This is a genomic window from Sphingobium sp. TomMM7A (assembly GCF_055397305.1).
Map to the genome: position 1 here is coordinate 1985028 of NZ_AP027311.1, position 14379 is coordinate 1999406.

The following is a 14379-nucleotide window of genomic DNA, read 5'->3' on the forward strand; positions in this document are numbered from 1 at the left end:
CTGCTTCTTTTTCCTTGTATGAACATGCTTACGGACAGCCATGACGCCGTGACCGCCGATTGGGCGGCTGCCCTGCTGGACTTCTGGTTCAATCAGGTCGGGGAGGAGGGCTGGTGGAAGCATGACCCGAAGCTGGACCAACAGTGCGCGACGCGCTTTTGCGAGCTGTGGGAGGAAAAACGCAAGTTGGCCGCCGAAACATTCCTTGATCGGGCTGATGACGCATTGGCGGCAGTCCTGCTATTCGATCAGTTACCGCGTAATATGTTCCGCGGCACCGCCGAGGCGTTCAAAACTGACGAACTCGCTCGAAGCGTCGCGCGCGGCGCCATTGCGCATGGCTATGACATCCAGATTGGCGGCGCGGGCCGCAGGTTTTTCTACATGCCGTTCCAGCATAGCGAAGATATCGACGATCAGAATCTGTCACTTAGTCTGTTCGAGGCAGCAGGCGATGCGCAGTCCTTGGAATATGCCCGTCAGCATCACGACGTCATCGCCCGCTTTGGCCGGTTCCCGCATCGAAACGCTGCGATTGGGCGGCCAACTTTGCCGGAGGAAAAAGACGCCGTCCATATGACGGCCAACTGGTAGGGAAAAGCTGCCCAATTTTTGGGCAGCGTAGGCAGACTGCCCATTTTTTTGGCGGGTGGTGTTTAAGGCCAGTCTAAAAAGCACGCTTTTAAACGGCGCTGACCAATTGGCACGCCTCTTGCTGGAATGTCGCCGCACACCATTAACAGGGGGCGACATGAAACTTGTCATGGCTATCATCAAGCCGTTCAAGCTTGACGATGTCCGCGAGGCACTCTCCTCGCTAGGCATCGCCGGCATGACGGTGAGCGAGGTGAAAGGCTTCGGCCGCCAGAAGGGGCAAACCGAAATCTACCGGGGCGCCGAATATTCCACGAACATGGTTCCGAAAATCAAGATCGAGGTCGTCTGCGATGACGATCTTGCACCGCGCGTAGTCGAAGCGGTCCAGGCGGCCGCCAATTCCGGCGCGATCGGCGATGGCAAGATCTTCGTTCTCGATGTCGGTCAGGCCGTGCGCATCCGCACCGGCGAGACCGGCGAAACCGCGCTGTAAGAAGGGGGGAATAATGACCTTTTCCAAGAAATTCTGCGGCGTGATGGGGGCGGCTGCGCTGACCCTTCTCGCAGCCGCACCGGCGCTCGCCGCGCCGATAAAGGCGCCAGACGCCGCTGCAATGGCCAGCATGGTCAACAAGGGCGACGTCGCCTGGATGCTGATCTCCACCGCGCTGGTCCTGATGATGTCGATTCCGGGCCTTGCCCTGTTCTACGGCGGCCTGGTCCGTACCAAGAACATGCTGAGCATCCTCATGCAGGTGTTCACGATCGTTTCCGTGGCTGGTCTGGTCTGGACCTGCTGGGGCTATTCCATCGCCTTCACCTCGGGTGGCGACAATCATTTCTTCGGCGGTCTATCCAAGGCGTTCCTGATGGGCGTCGATGGCACGACCTCGGCGGCGACGTTCAGCAACAACGTCTATCTGCCCGAATTCGTGTTCGTCGTCTTCCAGATGACCTTCGCCATGATCACCCCGGCGCTGATCGTCGGTGCGTTCGCGGAGCGCGTGAAATTCTCCTCGCTGATCGTGTTCGTCGTGCTGTGGTTGACCTTCATCTACTTCCCGATGGCGCACATGGTGTGGTATTGGGCTGGCCCGGACTTCCTGGCTGATGCTCCTACCGACTATGGCATGCTCTGGGGCTGGGGCGCGCTCGACTTCGCGGGCGGCACCGTCGTCCACATCAACGCGGGTATCGCGGGCCTCGTCGGCGCCATCATGATCGGCAAGCGCGTCGGCTTCCCCAAGGAACCCATGCCGCCGCACTCGCTGACCATGACCATGATCGGCGCCAGCTTGCTGTGGGTCGGCTGGTTCGGCTTCAACGCCGGTTCCAACCTGGAAGCCAATGCCGTCACCGGCGTCGCCTTCATCAACACCATGGTCGCCACCTGTGCGGCAGCGGTCAGCTGGTCGCTGGTCGAACAGGTCCACCATGGCAAGGCTTCGCTGCTCGGCGCGGTCACGGGTGCTGTCGCTGGCCTCGTCGCCATCACCCCGGCTGCGGGCTTCGCGGCTCCCATGACCTCCATCGTACTCGGCTTCGCCGTCTCCCCGATCTGCTACCTCTTCGTGGCGTTCGTGAAGGGCAAGGTCGGTTATGACGACAGCCTGGACGTGTTCGGCGTGCACTGCATCGGCGGCATCGTCGGCGCGATCGCGACCGGCATCGTCGCGGCTCCGTCGCTCGGCGGCCAGGGCGTGTTCGACTACACTGTCTTCCCGGCGGCCTTCCATCCGGAAGCCTACAGCATCCCGGCGCAGGTCTGGATCCAGACCAAGGCAGTGGTGTTCACCCTGCTCTTCTCGGGCATCGGCAGTGCGATCCTCTACTTCATCATCGACAAGACCATGGGTCTGCGTCCGAGCCGCGATGCGGAGATGGAAGGTCTGGATCTCGCGAGCCACGGCGAGCGCGCCTACAACTACTGAGACTTCGGCAGGGCGGGCCGGAAAGAACGGCCCGCCCGCCACACGATGTTCCTCCTGCGAACACGCCTCGGGACCGGTACGAAAGTATCGGTCCTTTTTTTGATGTCAGTCCTTTGGTCGGGTCCAGAGATATGCCTGTCGGGGCACCGATAAAGGCCAGCGGCGAGACCGGGCCACGATCTGCAACCCCGCCCGGACCACCCAGCCCAGTTTTTCACTCTTCGGCGTCACCACGCGATCGTCCCAGGCATGACCGCCCCGTCGATCCACTTCCCGAGCGATATCGCCATAAATGCCCGCTGCGGCCAGAACCGCCCAGGCAGAGCGCGGCGGCAAGGCGCCGGTGCCATGCCGCGCGCTAGCCTCATAATCCGCGGCCAGCCCGGCGAGACGCCGCGCCAATATCACTAGCTGCGGACGGAAGCCTGGCTCCATATGCCTGCCCGAAGGAATGTGCATCTCCGCCAGCCATTGCTGGGGCAGGTAACAGCGTCCCGCCGCCTGATCCTCACCGATGTCGCGAGCGATATTGGCGAGCTGGAACGCCAAACCCAGATCGCAAGCACGATCCAGCGTAGCCTCATCCGACGGGTCCACCCCCATCAGCACCGCCATCATGCAGCCGACGGCTCCGGCGACATGATAGCAGTAGCGCAGCATGTCCTCTTCGCTCTGAGGCCGCCAATCTTCAGCATCGAGCGCGAACCCTTCGATCAGGTCATGCGCATAGCGGGCCGAGATGGCGCATTCGCGCATCACCACGCCAAAGCCGTCGAAGGCGGGATCGCCCGTGCGCTCGCCGCGCAGGGCGGCATCGGTCAGTGTCCTCATACTGGCAAGACGCACCTGCCCATCGGCCACGCCTCTCATTACGCCACCATGATCCTGCCCGTCGGCGATATCGTCGCACTTGCGGCACCATGCATAGAGAAGCCAAGCACGCTCACGCGTTTGCCGGTCGAACAGCTTCGATGCCAAGGCGAAGGATTTGGAACCCCGGGCGATACTTTCGCGAGCATGGGCGACGAGGGCGGTGCGATCGAGAGTGTTCACACTGCGGCCATGCCCCGCGCCGATGGTCGCCGCAAGGGTGGCACGAATTACAGCCTGTCGGCCTTCATCGAAAAGATCGGCTCGTGCGCCTTATAGGCTGCCATTTTATCAAGCAGCGCCTCGATCGAGTCGGCATGGACCAGGATGTCGGCATGTTGCGGCCGGATGAAGCCGGTGTCGATCATATGCCGGTTGAAGGCGATGAGCTGGTCATAGAAGCCAGATGCATTCAGCAGGCCAACAGGCTTGGCATGATAGCCAAGTTGCGCCCAGCTGATCGCCTCCCATAACTCATCCATGGTGCCAACGCCGCCGGGGAGCGTGATGAAGCCGTCAGACAGATCGGTGAAGCATGCCTTGCGCTGATGCATGGTCTGGACGACATGAAGCTCGGTGCAGCCCTGATGCGCGACCTCCGCCCGTACCAGAGCTTCCGGGATGACGCCGATCACCTCGCCTCCCGCCTCGAGCGCGGCATCGGCAACCGCGCCCATTAAACCCAGCCGTCCGCCGCCATAGACGACTCCAATGCCTCGCCCTGCAAGGGTGCGGCCAACTTGGCGAGCGGATTCCACATAGACCGGATCAGCAGGCAAAGCCGATCCGCAATAGACGGCCAGCCGCTTCACAGCAGGTCTTCGAGCATCAGCGCGGCGGTCGCCTTGGCGCTACCGACGACGCCAGGGATGCCCGCCCCCGGATGAGTACCGGCGCCGGTGAGATACAGGTTCGGGATCACGTCATCGCGGTTATGGGCGCGGAACCAGGCGCTTTGCGTCAACAGCGGTTCAAGGCTGAAGGCGCTGCCCAGATGCGCGGACAAGTCGCTCTGGAAATCGGGCGGCGCGTAGTGGAATTGCGTGACGATGCGAGAGCGGATGTCGGGGATAAGACGATGTTCGATCTCGTCAAGGATGCGCTCCGCATAGACCGGGCCAAACTGCTTCCAATCGATCGGCAGCTTGCCCATGTGGGGCACGGGCGCAAGAGCGTAGAAAGTCGAATGACCGTCGGGCGCCATCGACGGATCGGTGACGGTCGGGTGGTGCAGGTAGAGCGAGAAATCCTGAGGCAGCACGCCGTGATCATAGATGTCGGTCAGCAACCCTTCATAGCGGGGACCGAACAGGATCATATGGTGGGGGATGCCGGGCCAGCTACCCTTGATACCGAAATGCAGCACGAACAGGCTGGGCGACCAACGCTTTCTCGCGAGGCTCTCGGCCTGTTTCTGCCCCCTTGGGTGATGGCCGAGAAGGTCCCGATAGCTATGCATGAGGTCGCCGTTCGTGGCGACAGCATCGGCCTCCCCCCGCCATCCCGACGCGGTCGAGACAGCGACCGCGCGGTCGCCATGGGTCTCGATGCGCACGACCGGGTCGGCGAGACGCAGCGTACCGCCGAGCCGCTCGAAATGCGTCGCCATGCCCTGGACCAGGCGGTTCGTGCCGCCCTTGGCGAACCAGACGCCGCCATCCTTTTCCAGCTTGTGGATCAACGCATAGATCGCGCTGGTCTGCATCGGATTGCCACCCACCAGCAGCGTGTGGAAGGACAGCGCCTGACGCAGCCTTTCGTCCTTCACATAGGAAGAGACGATCGAATAGACCGAGCGCCATGCCTGATGCTTCGCCAGTGCTGGCGCGGCGCGGATCATGGAGGCGAAGTCGAGGAAAGCCACCGAGCCAAGCTTGCGATAGCCTTCCTCATAAACGCCGTCAGCATAGTCGAGAAAGCGCTGATACCCAGCGACATCCTGCGGGTTCAGCTTTGCGATTTGCGCCCGCAGGCTGTTTTCGTCGTTGGAATAATCGAAGTTCGTGCCGTCGCGCCAGTTCAGCCGGTAAAAGGGGGTGACCGGCACAAGGCTGACATCTTCCGCCATGTCATGGCCGGACAGGCGCCAGAGCTCTGCAAGGCAATCTGGATCGGTGATGACGGTCGGGCCTGCGTCGAAGACGAAGCCGTCCTTCTCCCACATATAGGCGCGCCCCCCCGGGCGGTCCCGCGCTTCTACCAGAGTGGTGTCGATGCCCGCCGATTGCAGGCGGATCGCAAGAGCAAGGCCACCAAAGCCCGCCCCTATTACTATCGCTTTGCGGTTCATCAGGCGGAGGGGGTCAACAATGCGCGCATGGCGCTCCTTATGGGCACCGGCGGGCGTCCACACAAGATGCGGATGCGATCGGCCCAAGTTGATCGGCCCGCATAGAAGCGACCGACCAGATGGGGATTGAGTCGATAGAAGCGTTCGAAGATGCGCCAGCGCTGGTCCGGCCGGGCAGCGCGGAAGAGCATCTTGCCGAGCAGCCGGTAATAGCCGCCGGCGCGCCAATGCGCCGCAGCGCGGGCACGGGTAGTGGCGGCAAGGTCTTCGATCGGCTGGTCGGCGAGCCAGAGCGCGGTGGCCACGGCGTCGGGCAGCGAATAGCCGGTCATCGGGTGGAACAATGCGGCGCGAACGCCTGCACGGGCAATGTCATCCTCCGCTGGCCAGAAGCGATCGAAGTTGCCGCCATGAACTACGGGAAGAACGCCGCTTTCCTGATGGGTGATCTGTTCGATGTGCCAGCCCTGATCTTTGGCATATTCGGCGATGCGACTGGCGAGCGTCGGGTGACCTAGTTCGGGACTGTCGCTATAGTAGGTATCCTCGACGAAGATGGTGCGATCATCGAAGGGGAGCAGATAGACGAAGCGATAGCCGTCGATCTGCGCAACGGTCGCGTCCATGATCACCGGGCGCTCCAACCCGTGTGGATGGCTGACGCGGAGGACCTGGCCGACGAACTTTTGCCAGCCGCACTCCAGCGCCGACATATCGCCGCCGCCGCGAGTATCGAGTACGGCGCGAGCCTGGATATGGCGGCCGTCGCCAAGGGTGACGCTCGTGGGCGTGATGTGGGTGACGTCGGCGTTGAGCAGGACGCGATCGCCGAGGAGTTGGCTGGCATGGGCGTCGAGTTGGGCGGAGGCGATGCTGTTATAGGCGGTGGGGAGGCGACGCTGATAGGCGAGGAAGCGGACCTCATGGCCTTGGGGCCAGCGATGGGTGATGAGCGGATCGACCAGCCAGCGATCGGCGGGGCGGACATCGCCGTCGAAGAAGGACCAGAGATGGTTGCCGCCCAGCGATTGGCCGCGTTCGATCAGCAGCAGATCGACCTCCGGGCGAAGGCGGGCGAAGGCGAGCGCGGTCAGAGTGCCGGAAAGGCCGCCGCCCAGAATCGCAAGGTCGCAGTCGAACGTCTTGGCCATGAGTCCTGTTAGGGAGGGCGAATTAATGAAGCAATTGGCGAAAAGAACGGGGTTTGACGAAAATGGCCGTATAGGATAGGGGGGTAGCCTATGCATGTGATCGAGAACAAGGACAAGCTGCTGGCGCGGGTGCGGCGCATCGCGGGGCAGGTCGGCGCGATCGAGCGGCAGCTGGGCGGAGATGCGGGCTGTTCGGAGACTTTGCAGCTGGTCGCGTCGGTGCGCGGTGCGGTCGGCAGCCTGATGGAGGAGCTGATCGAGCAGCATATGCGCGACCATGTCGCCCGCCCCGGCCTGACCGATGAAGAGCGGCAGACGGCGGCGGAAGAAATGCTGGAGCTGATCCGGCGGTACGGGAAATGACGATGCACGGCCATAGCCACGATTATGACGCAGCAAAGGCTCAAAGCGAGGCGCTGCCCCCTTTCCCCACCAATGGGGATGAGGAAGAAAGCCATTATTTCGACCATATTTACCTGAGCGCGGGCCATGACAAAAATGCTCGGCGGACGATGTGGGTCGTGTGGCTGACGGCTGCGACGATGGTGGTCGAGATCGCCTTTGGCTGGATCACCGGGTCGATGGCCCTGCTGGCCGATGGGTTCCATATGGCGACCCATGCGGGCGCGCTGGCCGTGGCGGCGGCAGCCTATGGCTATGCGCGGCGCCATGCCCGCAACCCGCGCTTTACCTTCGGCACGGGGAAGGTCGGCGACCTTTCGGGCTTTGCATCCGCCCTGCTGCTGGGCGTCACGGCGCTGTTCATCCTGGTCGAATCGGTGCTGCGCTTCTTTGAGCCGGTATCGGTGAAGTTTGGCGAGGCGACATTGGTCGCGGTCATTGGCCTCGCCATCAACCTGATCAGCGCGTTGCTGCTGGGGCATGACCATAGCCATGATCATCATGGGCATGATCATGAGCATGCGGGGGGCCATGGGACGGATCACGATCATGGGCACGATCACAAGCATGGGCATGCCGACAATAATCTGCGCGCCGCCTATGTGCATGTGCTGACCGACGCGCTGACATCCGTGCTGGCGATCGCGGCGCTGCTCGCCGGGCGCTATATGGGCTGGTGGTGGCTCGACCCGGCGGTGGGCATATTGGGCGCGGTGGTGATCGCGCGCTGGGCATGGGGGTTGATGAAGGACACCTCGGCCATCCTGCTCGACACCGCCGAACCGGCGTTGATGAAGCGGATCAAGGCGCTCGTGGAGGCAGAGGGCGCGATCATCCATGACCTGCATGTCTGGCGGATAGGGCCGCACGCCCATGCCGCGATCATCAGCCTGGCGCCGGGCGGCGATGTGGGCGCGGTGCGCCAGCGGGTGCGCGCGCTGCCAAGGATGGAGCATGTCACGGTCGAGTGCGGTTGAACGCAGGTCCATTCAGGCTGAACGGAAATGTCTTTGCGAACAATGGCCTGTTGCTGAACGATAAGTGACGGGCATGTTCAGGAAGCACTCATCAGCGGCCTAGCATATGGGTCCGATAAGGATCAGTGGAGGCCTGTCATGTTGACCAAGTTCATCATTTCCCTTTCCGTCGCCAGTGCGGCGATCGCGGGCGCTGCCGCATCGCCCGCCTTTGCGCAGAGCAGCTATCGCTATAGCGAACGCTATGATGGGGACGACGGCAGCTATTATCGCAGCGAAACCTATCAGCGGGACGATCGGGATTATGATCGCGGCTATCGCGACTATGACCGACGGCCGGTGGAATATCGGGAGTATCGCGAGGACCATTATCGTGAGGCGCCCCGCCGCTATCGGGCGCGGGGCTATGACGATGGCTGTTCGTCCGGGACGACTGGCGCGGTGGTCGGCGGTGTATTGGGCGGCTTGCTGGGTCGGGAAATCGGCCGTGGCGGACGGTGGAACCGGCCGAGCACGACTGGCCTGATCTTGGGCGCTGGCGCGGGCGCGCTGGCGGGCCGCGAGGTTGAACGCGGGGATTGCCGGTAAGATGAGCGGGCGGCGTGTCGCGGGAGTGATGCGCCGCTTTTTTATTGGGTGCGCTGGCGCTAATGTTCGGCTGTGGGGCCTGAGATCCCAGCGGTCGCTGGGATGACGGCTCAATAGACGTCGGTGGTTCGCTGTCATGTAAGCGAAAGATATTTGTCACTGAACTGTCACTGAAAAATCATAATTCGCCCCTCGATCGAAACAGGGGAAATTTTCGTGACAGGTTCCAAGATGAAAAGCATGGCTCTTGCGGTGAGCCTGCTGGCGTTGATGCCGGAAGTGGCGCAGGCGCAGAGCAATGAAGCGTTGCAGCGCCAGATTGACGAGTTGAAGGCGCAGGTTCAGGCGCTGACGAATGCGCTTGCTGCCAACAAGGGCAGTGAAGTCGCCAGCGCGAACGCTTCGTCCGCGCCTGCTCCGGTCGCGGGTTTGGCGGCGACCCCCGCCCCTGCGGTTCTGGCTGCGGCTCCAACCCAGCCGGTCGTTACATCTGCGACATCATCCGTTCCGAAGTCGAAGGCCTGGTATGAGCGGCTGTCGCTGCGCGGCTATACCCAGATGCGCTATAATGCGTTTCTGTCGGGCGACGACACCGCACCGGCAGGCCAGTCGCGCCTGCGGTCGGTGCATGACAGCGGAATTTCCGACAAGAGCAGCTTCTCGCTCCGCCGGACGCGCCTTGTCGTTCAGGGCGACATTTCCGATCGCGTGTCGCTCTACCTTCAGTCCGATTTCTCCGCTGCCGTAAACAATCAGGCAGGCAGTGAGCGGCGGGAAGGCTTTGTACAGCTGCGCGACGCCTATGCCGACGTCTTCCTGGACAAGGCCAAGACATTCCGCATGCGCCTGGGCCAGTCCAAGGTGCCCTATGGCTGGGAGAATATGCAGTCGTCCTCCAACCGCCTGACGCTGGACCGCAGCGACGCGATCAACAGCGCGGTGCCGGGCGAGCGTGATCTGGGCATTGTCGGCTATTACACGCCGCCTTCGGTGCAGAAGATCTGGGACCGGCTGGGGCATGACGGGCAGAAGCTGTTCGGCAATTATGGTGCGTTCGGTCTGGGCGTCTTCAATGGTCAGGGCATCAACAAGACCGAGCAGAATCGCGGGCTGATGAAGGTGGCCTTTGCAACCTGGCCGTTCGAACTGGATGGGCTGGGCGGCATGTTCGAGGATCAGGTGTTCGAAATCGGCGGGTCGGCGATGATGAACGACTACCAGCCGGAAGTGCGCAACGGATCGGCGGTCGCGATCAGTGAGCAATCCTATGACGAAAAGCGCGTCGGCATTCACGCGATGCTCTATCCGCAGCCCTTCGGCATTCAGGCCGAATGGAATTGGGGCAAGGGGCCGGAGTTCGACCGGGTAAGCCAGTCGATCGAAAAGAAGAAGCTGAACGGTGGGTATGTCCAGATGATGTATCGCCTGCCCACCGATTCGATCGGCGTGCTGGTGCCTTATGGCCGCTGGCAGCATTATCGCGGCGGGTGGAAGGCTTCCACCAATGCGCCTCGCCTGGAAACGGACGAGTTTGAATTGGGGCTGGAATGGCAGCCGTGGAAGGCGCTGGAGATCACGCTGGCCTATGCGCGGATGAAGCGGGCCGAAGCAGACGAGCGGCGGACGGGTCGGGCGACGGGAGACCTGATCCGTACGCAGGTGCAGTGGAATTACTGATTGGTGGCGGGCAAGCGGTCAGGCTTCGCTGATCGCCTGCCCCGCTGCCCAGCCGCTGGCCCATGCCCATTGGAAATTATAGCCGCCTAGCCAGCCGGTGACATCGACCGCTTCGCCAATCGCGTAGAGGCCGGGCATGCGGCGGGCTTCCATCGTGCGGGAGGAGAGTTCGGCGGTCGAGATGCCGCCGACCGTGACTTCTGCCTTGGCAAAACCTTCGGTGCCATTGGGGGCGAAGGACCAGGCGGCAAGGCGGCGCTGCGCTTCTTCCAGCTTGCGGTCGGCTATGTTGCCAAGATCGCCGGGCAGCGCGAGGCGATCGGCCAGGGCGTCGGCGAGGCGGTCGGGGAGTTGCGCGCGCAGCAGCGCGGTCAGCGATGTGCGCGGCTTGCTACGCTTGGCTTCGGTCAGCCAATTGGCGGGCATGTCGGGCAGGAAGTCGAGGCTGACTTCGCTGCCATGACGCCAATAGGAGGAGATTTGCAGGATGGCCGGGCCGGACAGGCCACGGTGGGTCAGCAGCGCGGCTTCGCGGAAGGCCGTCTTACCATGGCGGGCGATCACGGGCGTCGAGACGCCGGAAAGTTCGCGGAAAAGCATATCTTCGCCCCCGAGGGTGAGCGGGACCAACGCGGGGCGCGGCTCCACCACCTTGAGGCCGAACTGCCGGGCGAGGTCATAGGCAAAGCCGGTAGCGCCCATTTGCGGGATGGAGGGGCCACCTGTGGCGATCACCAGCGCGGGGGCCTGTGCTATCTTGCCGCCATGGGTCACGCTGTATCGGCCATCGGCGTGGGTGATCGCGCCGACAGGGTGGCCGAGGCGGATGGTGACGCCCCCTGCTTCGCACTCGGCGAGCAGCATGGCGACAATCTGGCGCGCGGACTGATCGCAGAAGAGTTGACCCAACGTCTTTTCGTGCCAGGCGATGCCGTGGCGATCGACCAGCGCGACGAAATCCGCTGCCGTATAGCGGCCGAGCGCGGACTTGGCGAAATGGGGGTTGGCCGAGAGATAGCGGTCGGGCGCGGTGTGGATGTTGGTGAAATTGCAGCGGCCGCCGCCCGAGATCAGGATCTTCTTGCCCGGCTGATCGGCGTGATCGAGGACAAGGACGCGTTTGCCACGCTGCCCGGCCGCTGCCGCGCACATGAGGCCCGCTCCGCCAGCGCCGAGGACGATGGCGTCAAATTGATCGGATGTGGTGGACAAGATCAGCCTGCGGAGAGCGCGTCCATGATCTGGCGAATGGGGGTGAGATCATAGCCAGCCGCTTCCGCCTTCTCGCTGAGCGCTGCGGGGTGATCCCCAGCGCGGGCGCGGGTGAGTGCCCAAAGGAGCGTGCTGCGGGTGCCGGAGCGGCAATAGGCCAGGACCTTGCCTTCGCCTGCTTCGTTGAGTGCGGCGGCCATACCGTCAAGCTGCCAGGGAGCGAAGCCGCCATGGGCGACGGGGACAGCGGCGTAGGCGAGGCCTGCGGCCTTTGCGGCGGCCTCGATTTCCGCGCCGTTGGTCTGGCCCGGTTCCTCGTCATCGGGGCGGTTGTTGATGATGACGGTCACGCCCAAGGCCTTGGCTTCCTCGACCTGATCGACGCTGATCTGGGGGGAGACGTAGAGGTTGGGGGTGATCTGACGGAACATGGGGCGGGACTCCTTCTGCCGCGAGCCATGCGCTTGTGGGGGGCGGGATTCAAGGGGGTTTTGGGTGGGCACAGGGGGGCATCCGCCCTCCCCCTCTCCAAGTACGCCTAGCTGCTAACGCAGCAAGGCTCCCTATCCTCTCCCCTGAAGGAGAGAGGATGTAGTTAGAGGAAGGGGCGGATGGCGGCGAGGAAGGCGTCGCCAAAGGCGTCGAGTTTGCGCTGGCCGATGCCGCTGATGTGGCCGAGTTCGGCGAGTGTCGCAGGGCGTTGTTCGGCCATTTCGCGCAGGGTGGAATCGTGGAAGATCACATAGGGGGGCACGCCCTGTTCCTGCGCCAGTTCGCGGCGGCAGGCGCGCAGGGCGTCGAACAGCGGATCGCCGACGGGGTTTTCCGGATTGCCGTTGCGGGCGCTGCGGCGGCGGCGCTCGCGGCGTGGGGGGAGGATCAGGCTGACCTCCTCCTCCCCGCGCAGGATCGGGCGGGCGCTGGGGCCTAGTTCGAGGCCGCCATGTTCGTTAGTTTGCAAAGCATCTTTTACGAGCAGGGCGCGGGAGACCGGGCGGAGGAGCGCTGTCTCCTCGCCTGATACGATGCCGTAGACGGAAATCTTGTCATGGCCGCGTTCCCGGATGCGGTCGGTGACGGCGCCGGTCAGGACTTGCTCGATATGGCCGGTGCCGAAGCTCTGGCCGGTGCGATAGACGGCGGACAGATATTTGCGCGCGGTTTCAGTGGCGTCGATGCTGGGCGGGGGATTGAGGCAATTGTCGCAATTGCCGCAGCTGGCAGGCGGATGTTCGCCGAAGTGGCGGAGGAGGATGGCGCGGCGGCAGGTGCCGGTTTCGACGAGGCCCCCGAGGGCGGTGATACGGGTGCGTTCGCCCTGCTGGCGGCTGGGGTCCAATTCGGCGATGCGCTGGCGGGCGCGGGCGAAGTCGTCGGCGCCCCAGAAGAGGTGTGCTTCGGCCGGTTCGCCGTCGCGGCCTGCGCGGCCGGATTCTTGGTAATAGCCCTCGATCGACTTGGGCAGCGCCGCGTGGGCGACGAAGCGGACGTCGGGCTTGTCGATGCCCATGCCGAAGGCGATGGTCGCGACCATGACCATGTCTTCGCTGGCGATGAAGGCGGACTGGTTGGCGGCACGCACCGCCGGATCGAGCCCGGCATGATAGGCGCGGGTCGGGCGGCCGGTGCGGGTCAGGGTGTCGGCCAGCTTTTCGGTGGCCGCGCGGGTGGGGGCGTAGACGATGCCGGGGCCTTCGCGGGCGGAGATCAGATCGGACAGCTGGCGAGGAAGGCCGTCGCGGGGGTGGACGGCGTAGCGGATATTTGGGCGGTCAAAGCCCGCGATGATGAGGCCTTCGCGCGGGATGCCGAGCTGGACGAGGATGTCGTCGCGGGTGTGGTGGTCGGCAGTGGCGGTGAGCGCTAGGCGCGGGACGGTAGGGAACTCGTCCAGCAGAGGGCGGAGCAGGCGGTAGTCGGGGCGGAAGTCGTGGCCCCATTCGGATACACAATGCGCTTCGTCTATGGCGAAAAGGGCGATCTTTGCCGAGCGGAGGAGGCTGCGGAAACCTTCTCCGCTTGCGCGTTCGGGCGCGACGTAGAGCAGGTCTAGGTCGCCATTGCGCAGACGGTCCTGAGTTTCGCGCCAGTCGGCATCGACGCTGGTCAGGCTGGCGGCGCGGATGCCGACCGCCTGCGCCGCGCGGAGTTGGTCGTGCATGAGGGCGATGAGGGGCGAGATGACGACGCAGCAGCCATCGAGCGCGACGGCGGGGAGTTGGTAGCAAAGCGATTTGCCAGCGCCCGTCGGCATGATGGCGAGCGTCGGCTGGCCCGCCATGACGCGTTCGACGACCTGTTCCTGTACGCCGCGAAAACCGGGGAAGCCGAAAATGTCGTGGAGGAGACTGGGGATGTCCGAACGCATCTGGCGGCTGTAGCGGGTTCGGCTGGCGAGGCAATGCAGATGCGCGACGGAAGAAGGTCGCGCTTCAGGTGGGCTGATAAAGTGGCTGTGCTGTGGATTTGCGGGCAGAGGGTTTGCCGAGCGCTGTGGCCGAAACGCTTTTAGGGCATCGCGTCTTAATCGGCGCTGCCCCCATTACCGTTCGCGTCCTGGTTCAACTTCTTTGGAAAGAAGAGGGCTTCGACATTCGAACGAGGCAAGTGACTCGTTCGGGCAGCCCGAACGGGGTTAGTGACCCATATAAAGGCGCGGCGCGCTATTTTGGGTCTTCGGCGCT

General features: G+C 63.5%; 14 protein-coding genes. 7 read left to right on the forward strand and 7 right to left on the reverse strand.

Going from position 1 to position 14379, the window contains the following annotated elements; all coding sequences use genetic code 11:
- Positions 1-18: 18 nt before the first annotated feature.
- The 3 genes from ACZ5ZH_RS09930 to ACZ5ZH_RS09940 all read left to right on the forward strand — a co-directional run bounded on the left by ACZ5ZH_RS09930 (position 19) and on the right by ACZ5ZH_RS09940 (position 2528).
- Positions 19-594 carry a DUF924 family protein gene (locus ACZ5ZH_RS09930; RefSeq protein ID WP_449474328.1) on the forward strand — a complete coding sequence of 192 codons (576 nt, stop codon included), beginning with the start codon at positions 19-21 and terminating at the stop codon, positions 592-594.
- Between the two features lie 157 nt (positions 595-751).
- On the forward strand, positions 752-1090 hold the full coding sequence (locus ACZ5ZH_RS09935) for a P-II family nitrogen regulator (RefSeq protein ID WP_196224712.1): 339 nt from the start codon (positions 752-754) through the stop codon (positions 1088-1090).
- Positions 1091-1103: 13 nt separating this feature from the next.
- Positions 1104-2528, forward strand: coding sequence for an ammonium transporter (locus ACZ5ZH_RS09940; protein ID WP_464771395.1), 1425 nt, complete (start codon positions 1104-1106; stop codon positions 2526-2528).
- A 105-nt stretch (positions 2529-2633) separates the two neighbouring features.
- On the opposite strand, the gene ACZ5ZH_RS09945 is transcribed toward ACZ5ZH_RS09940, so the two are convergent.
- From ACZ5ZH_RS09945 to crtY, 4 genes are all read right to left on the reverse strand, one after another.
- Complete coding sequence (locus ACZ5ZH_RS09945) at positions 2634-3533, reverse strand: phytoene/squalene synthase family protein (RefSeq protein WP_464772630.1); 900 nt, start codon at positions 3531-3533, stop codon at positions 2634-2636.
- 95 nt (positions 3534-3628) lie between these two features.
- Entirely contained in the window at positions 3629-4210 is a 582-nt protein-coding gene (locus tag ACZ5ZH_RS09950) for an LOG family protein (protein WP_464771396.1), read from the reverse strand.
- On the reverse strand, positions 4207-5688 hold the full coding sequence (locus ACZ5ZH_RS09955; RefSeq protein ID WP_460986884.1) for a phytoene desaturase: 1482 nt from the start codon (positions 5686-5688) through the stop codon (positions 4207-4209). Before ACZ5ZH_RS09955 ends, ACZ5ZH_RS09950 begins: the two co-directional genes overlap by 4 nt.
- On the reverse strand, positions 5688-6839 hold the full coding sequence (crtY, locus tag ACZ5ZH_RS09960; RefSeq protein ID WP_464771397.1) for a lycopene beta-cyclase CrtY: 1152 nt from the start codon (positions 6837-6839) through the stop codon (positions 5688-5690). The genes ACZ5ZH_RS09955 and crtY overlap by 1 nt, the downstream gene beginning before the upstream one ends.
- Positions 6840-6929: 90 nt before the next feature.
- Between crtY and ACZ5ZH_RS09965 the strand changes: the two genes are divergently transcribed.
- The 4 genes from ACZ5ZH_RS09965 to ACZ5ZH_RS09980 all read left to right on the forward strand — a co-directional run bounded on the left by ACZ5ZH_RS09965 (position 6930) and on the right by ACZ5ZH_RS09980 (position 10483).
- Positions 6930-7202, forward strand: a complete 273-nt coding sequence (locus ACZ5ZH_RS09965) for a metal/formaldehyde-sensitive transcriptional repressor (protein ID WP_464771398.1) — start codon at positions 6930-6932, stop codon at positions 7200-7202.
- Positions 7199-8218 carry a CDF family Co(II)/Ni(II) efflux transporter DmeF gene (gene dmeF / locus ACZ5ZH_RS09970; protein WP_464771399.1) on the forward strand — a complete coding sequence of 340 codons (1020 nt, stop codon included), beginning with the start codon at positions 7199-7201 and terminating at the stop codon, positions 8216-8218. Before ACZ5ZH_RS09965 ends, dmeF begins: the two co-directional genes overlap by 4 nt.
- A 138-nt stretch (positions 8219-8356) precedes the next feature.
- Positions 8357-8806, forward strand: coding sequence for a glycine zipper 2TM domain-containing protein (locus tag ACZ5ZH_RS09975; RefSeq protein WP_464771400.1), 450 nt, complete (start codon positions 8357-8359; stop codon positions 8804-8806).
- Between the two features lie 240 nt (positions 8807-9046).
- Positions 9047-10483: a porin gene (locus ACZ5ZH_RS09980; protein ID WP_464772631.1), complete on the forward strand. Its 1437-nt coding sequence runs from the start codon at positions 9047-9049 to the stop codon at positions 10481-10483.
- Between the two features lie 18 nt (positions 10484-10501).
- On the opposite strand, the gene ACZ5ZH_RS09985 is transcribed toward ACZ5ZH_RS09980, so the two are convergent.
- The 3 genes from ACZ5ZH_RS09985 to recQ form a co-directional block, all read right to left on the reverse strand.
- Complete coding sequence (locus tag ACZ5ZH_RS09985; protein ID WP_464772632.1) at positions 10502-11635, reverse strand: BaiN/RdsA family NAD(P)/FAD-dependent oxidoreductase; 1134 nt, start codon at positions 11633-11635, stop codon at positions 10502-10504.
- A gap of 62 nt (positions 11636-11697) precedes the next feature.
- Positions 11698-12126 carry a protein tyrosine phosphatase family protein gene (locus tag ACZ5ZH_RS09990; RefSeq protein ID WP_460986889.1) on the reverse strand — a complete coding sequence of 143 codons (429 nt, stop codon included), beginning with the start codon at positions 12124-12126 and terminating at the stop codon, positions 11698-11700.
- 164 nt (positions 12127-12290) lie between these two features.
- Positions 12291-14063, reverse strand: a complete 1773-nt coding sequence (recQ, locus tag ACZ5ZH_RS09995; RefSeq protein WP_464771401.1) for a DNA helicase RecQ — start codon at positions 14061-14063, stop codon at positions 12291-12293.
- Between the last annotated feature and the right edge of the window lie 316 nt (positions 14064-14379).

Excerpts from the sequence above, each read along its gene's own strand:
- dmeF (WP_464771399.1), top strand. The coding sequence starts at position 7,199 with ATGACGATGCACGGCCATAGCCACGATTATGACGCAGCAAAGGCTCAA.
- ACZ5ZH_RS09985 (WP_464772632.1), bottom strand. The coding sequence starts at position 11,635 with ATGTGCGCGGCAGCGGCCGGGCAGCGTGGCAAACGCGTCCTTGTCCTC.
- ACZ5ZH_RS09955 (WP_460986884.1), bottom strand. The coding sequence starts at position 5,688 with ATGAACCGCAAAGCGATAGTAATAGGGGCGGGCTTTGGTGGCCTTGCT.
- ACZ5ZH_RS09930 (WP_449474328.1), top strand. The coding sequence starts at position 19 with ATGAACATGCTTACGGACAGCCATGACGCCGTGACCGCCGATTGGGCG.
- ACZ5ZH_RS09965 (WP_464771398.1), top strand. The coding sequence starts at position 6,930 with ATGCATGTGATCGAGAACAAGGACAAGCTGCTGGCGCGGGTGCGGCGC.
- ACZ5ZH_RS09975 (WP_464771400.1), top strand. The coding sequence starts at position 8,357 with ATGTTGACCAAGTTCATCATTTCCCTTTCCGTCGCCAGTGCGGCGATC.
- ACZ5ZH_RS09935 (WP_196224712.1), top strand. The coding sequence starts at position 752 with ATGAAACTTGTCATGGCTATCATCAAGCCGTTCAAGCTTGACGATGTC.
- recQ (WP_464771401.1), bottom strand. The coding sequence starts at position 14,063 with ATGCGTTCGGACATCCCCAGTCTCCTCCACGACATTTTCGGCTTCCCC.
- crtY (WP_464771397.1), bottom strand. The coding sequence starts at position 6,839 with ATGGCCAAGACGTTCGACTGCGACCTTGCGATTCTGGGCGGCGGCCTT.
- ACZ5ZH_RS09940 (WP_464771395.1), top strand. The coding sequence starts at position 1,104 with ATGACCTTTTCCAAGAAATTCTGCGGCGTGATGGGGGCGGCTGCGCTG.
- ACZ5ZH_RS09980 (WP_464772631.1), top strand. The coding sequence starts at position 9,047 with ATGGCTCTTGCGGTGAGCCTGCTGGCGTTGATGCCGGAAGTGGCGCAG.
- ACZ5ZH_RS09990 (WP_460986889.1), bottom strand. The coding sequence starts at position 12,126 with ATGTTCCGTCAGATCACCCCCAACCTCTACGTCTCCCCCCAGATCAGC.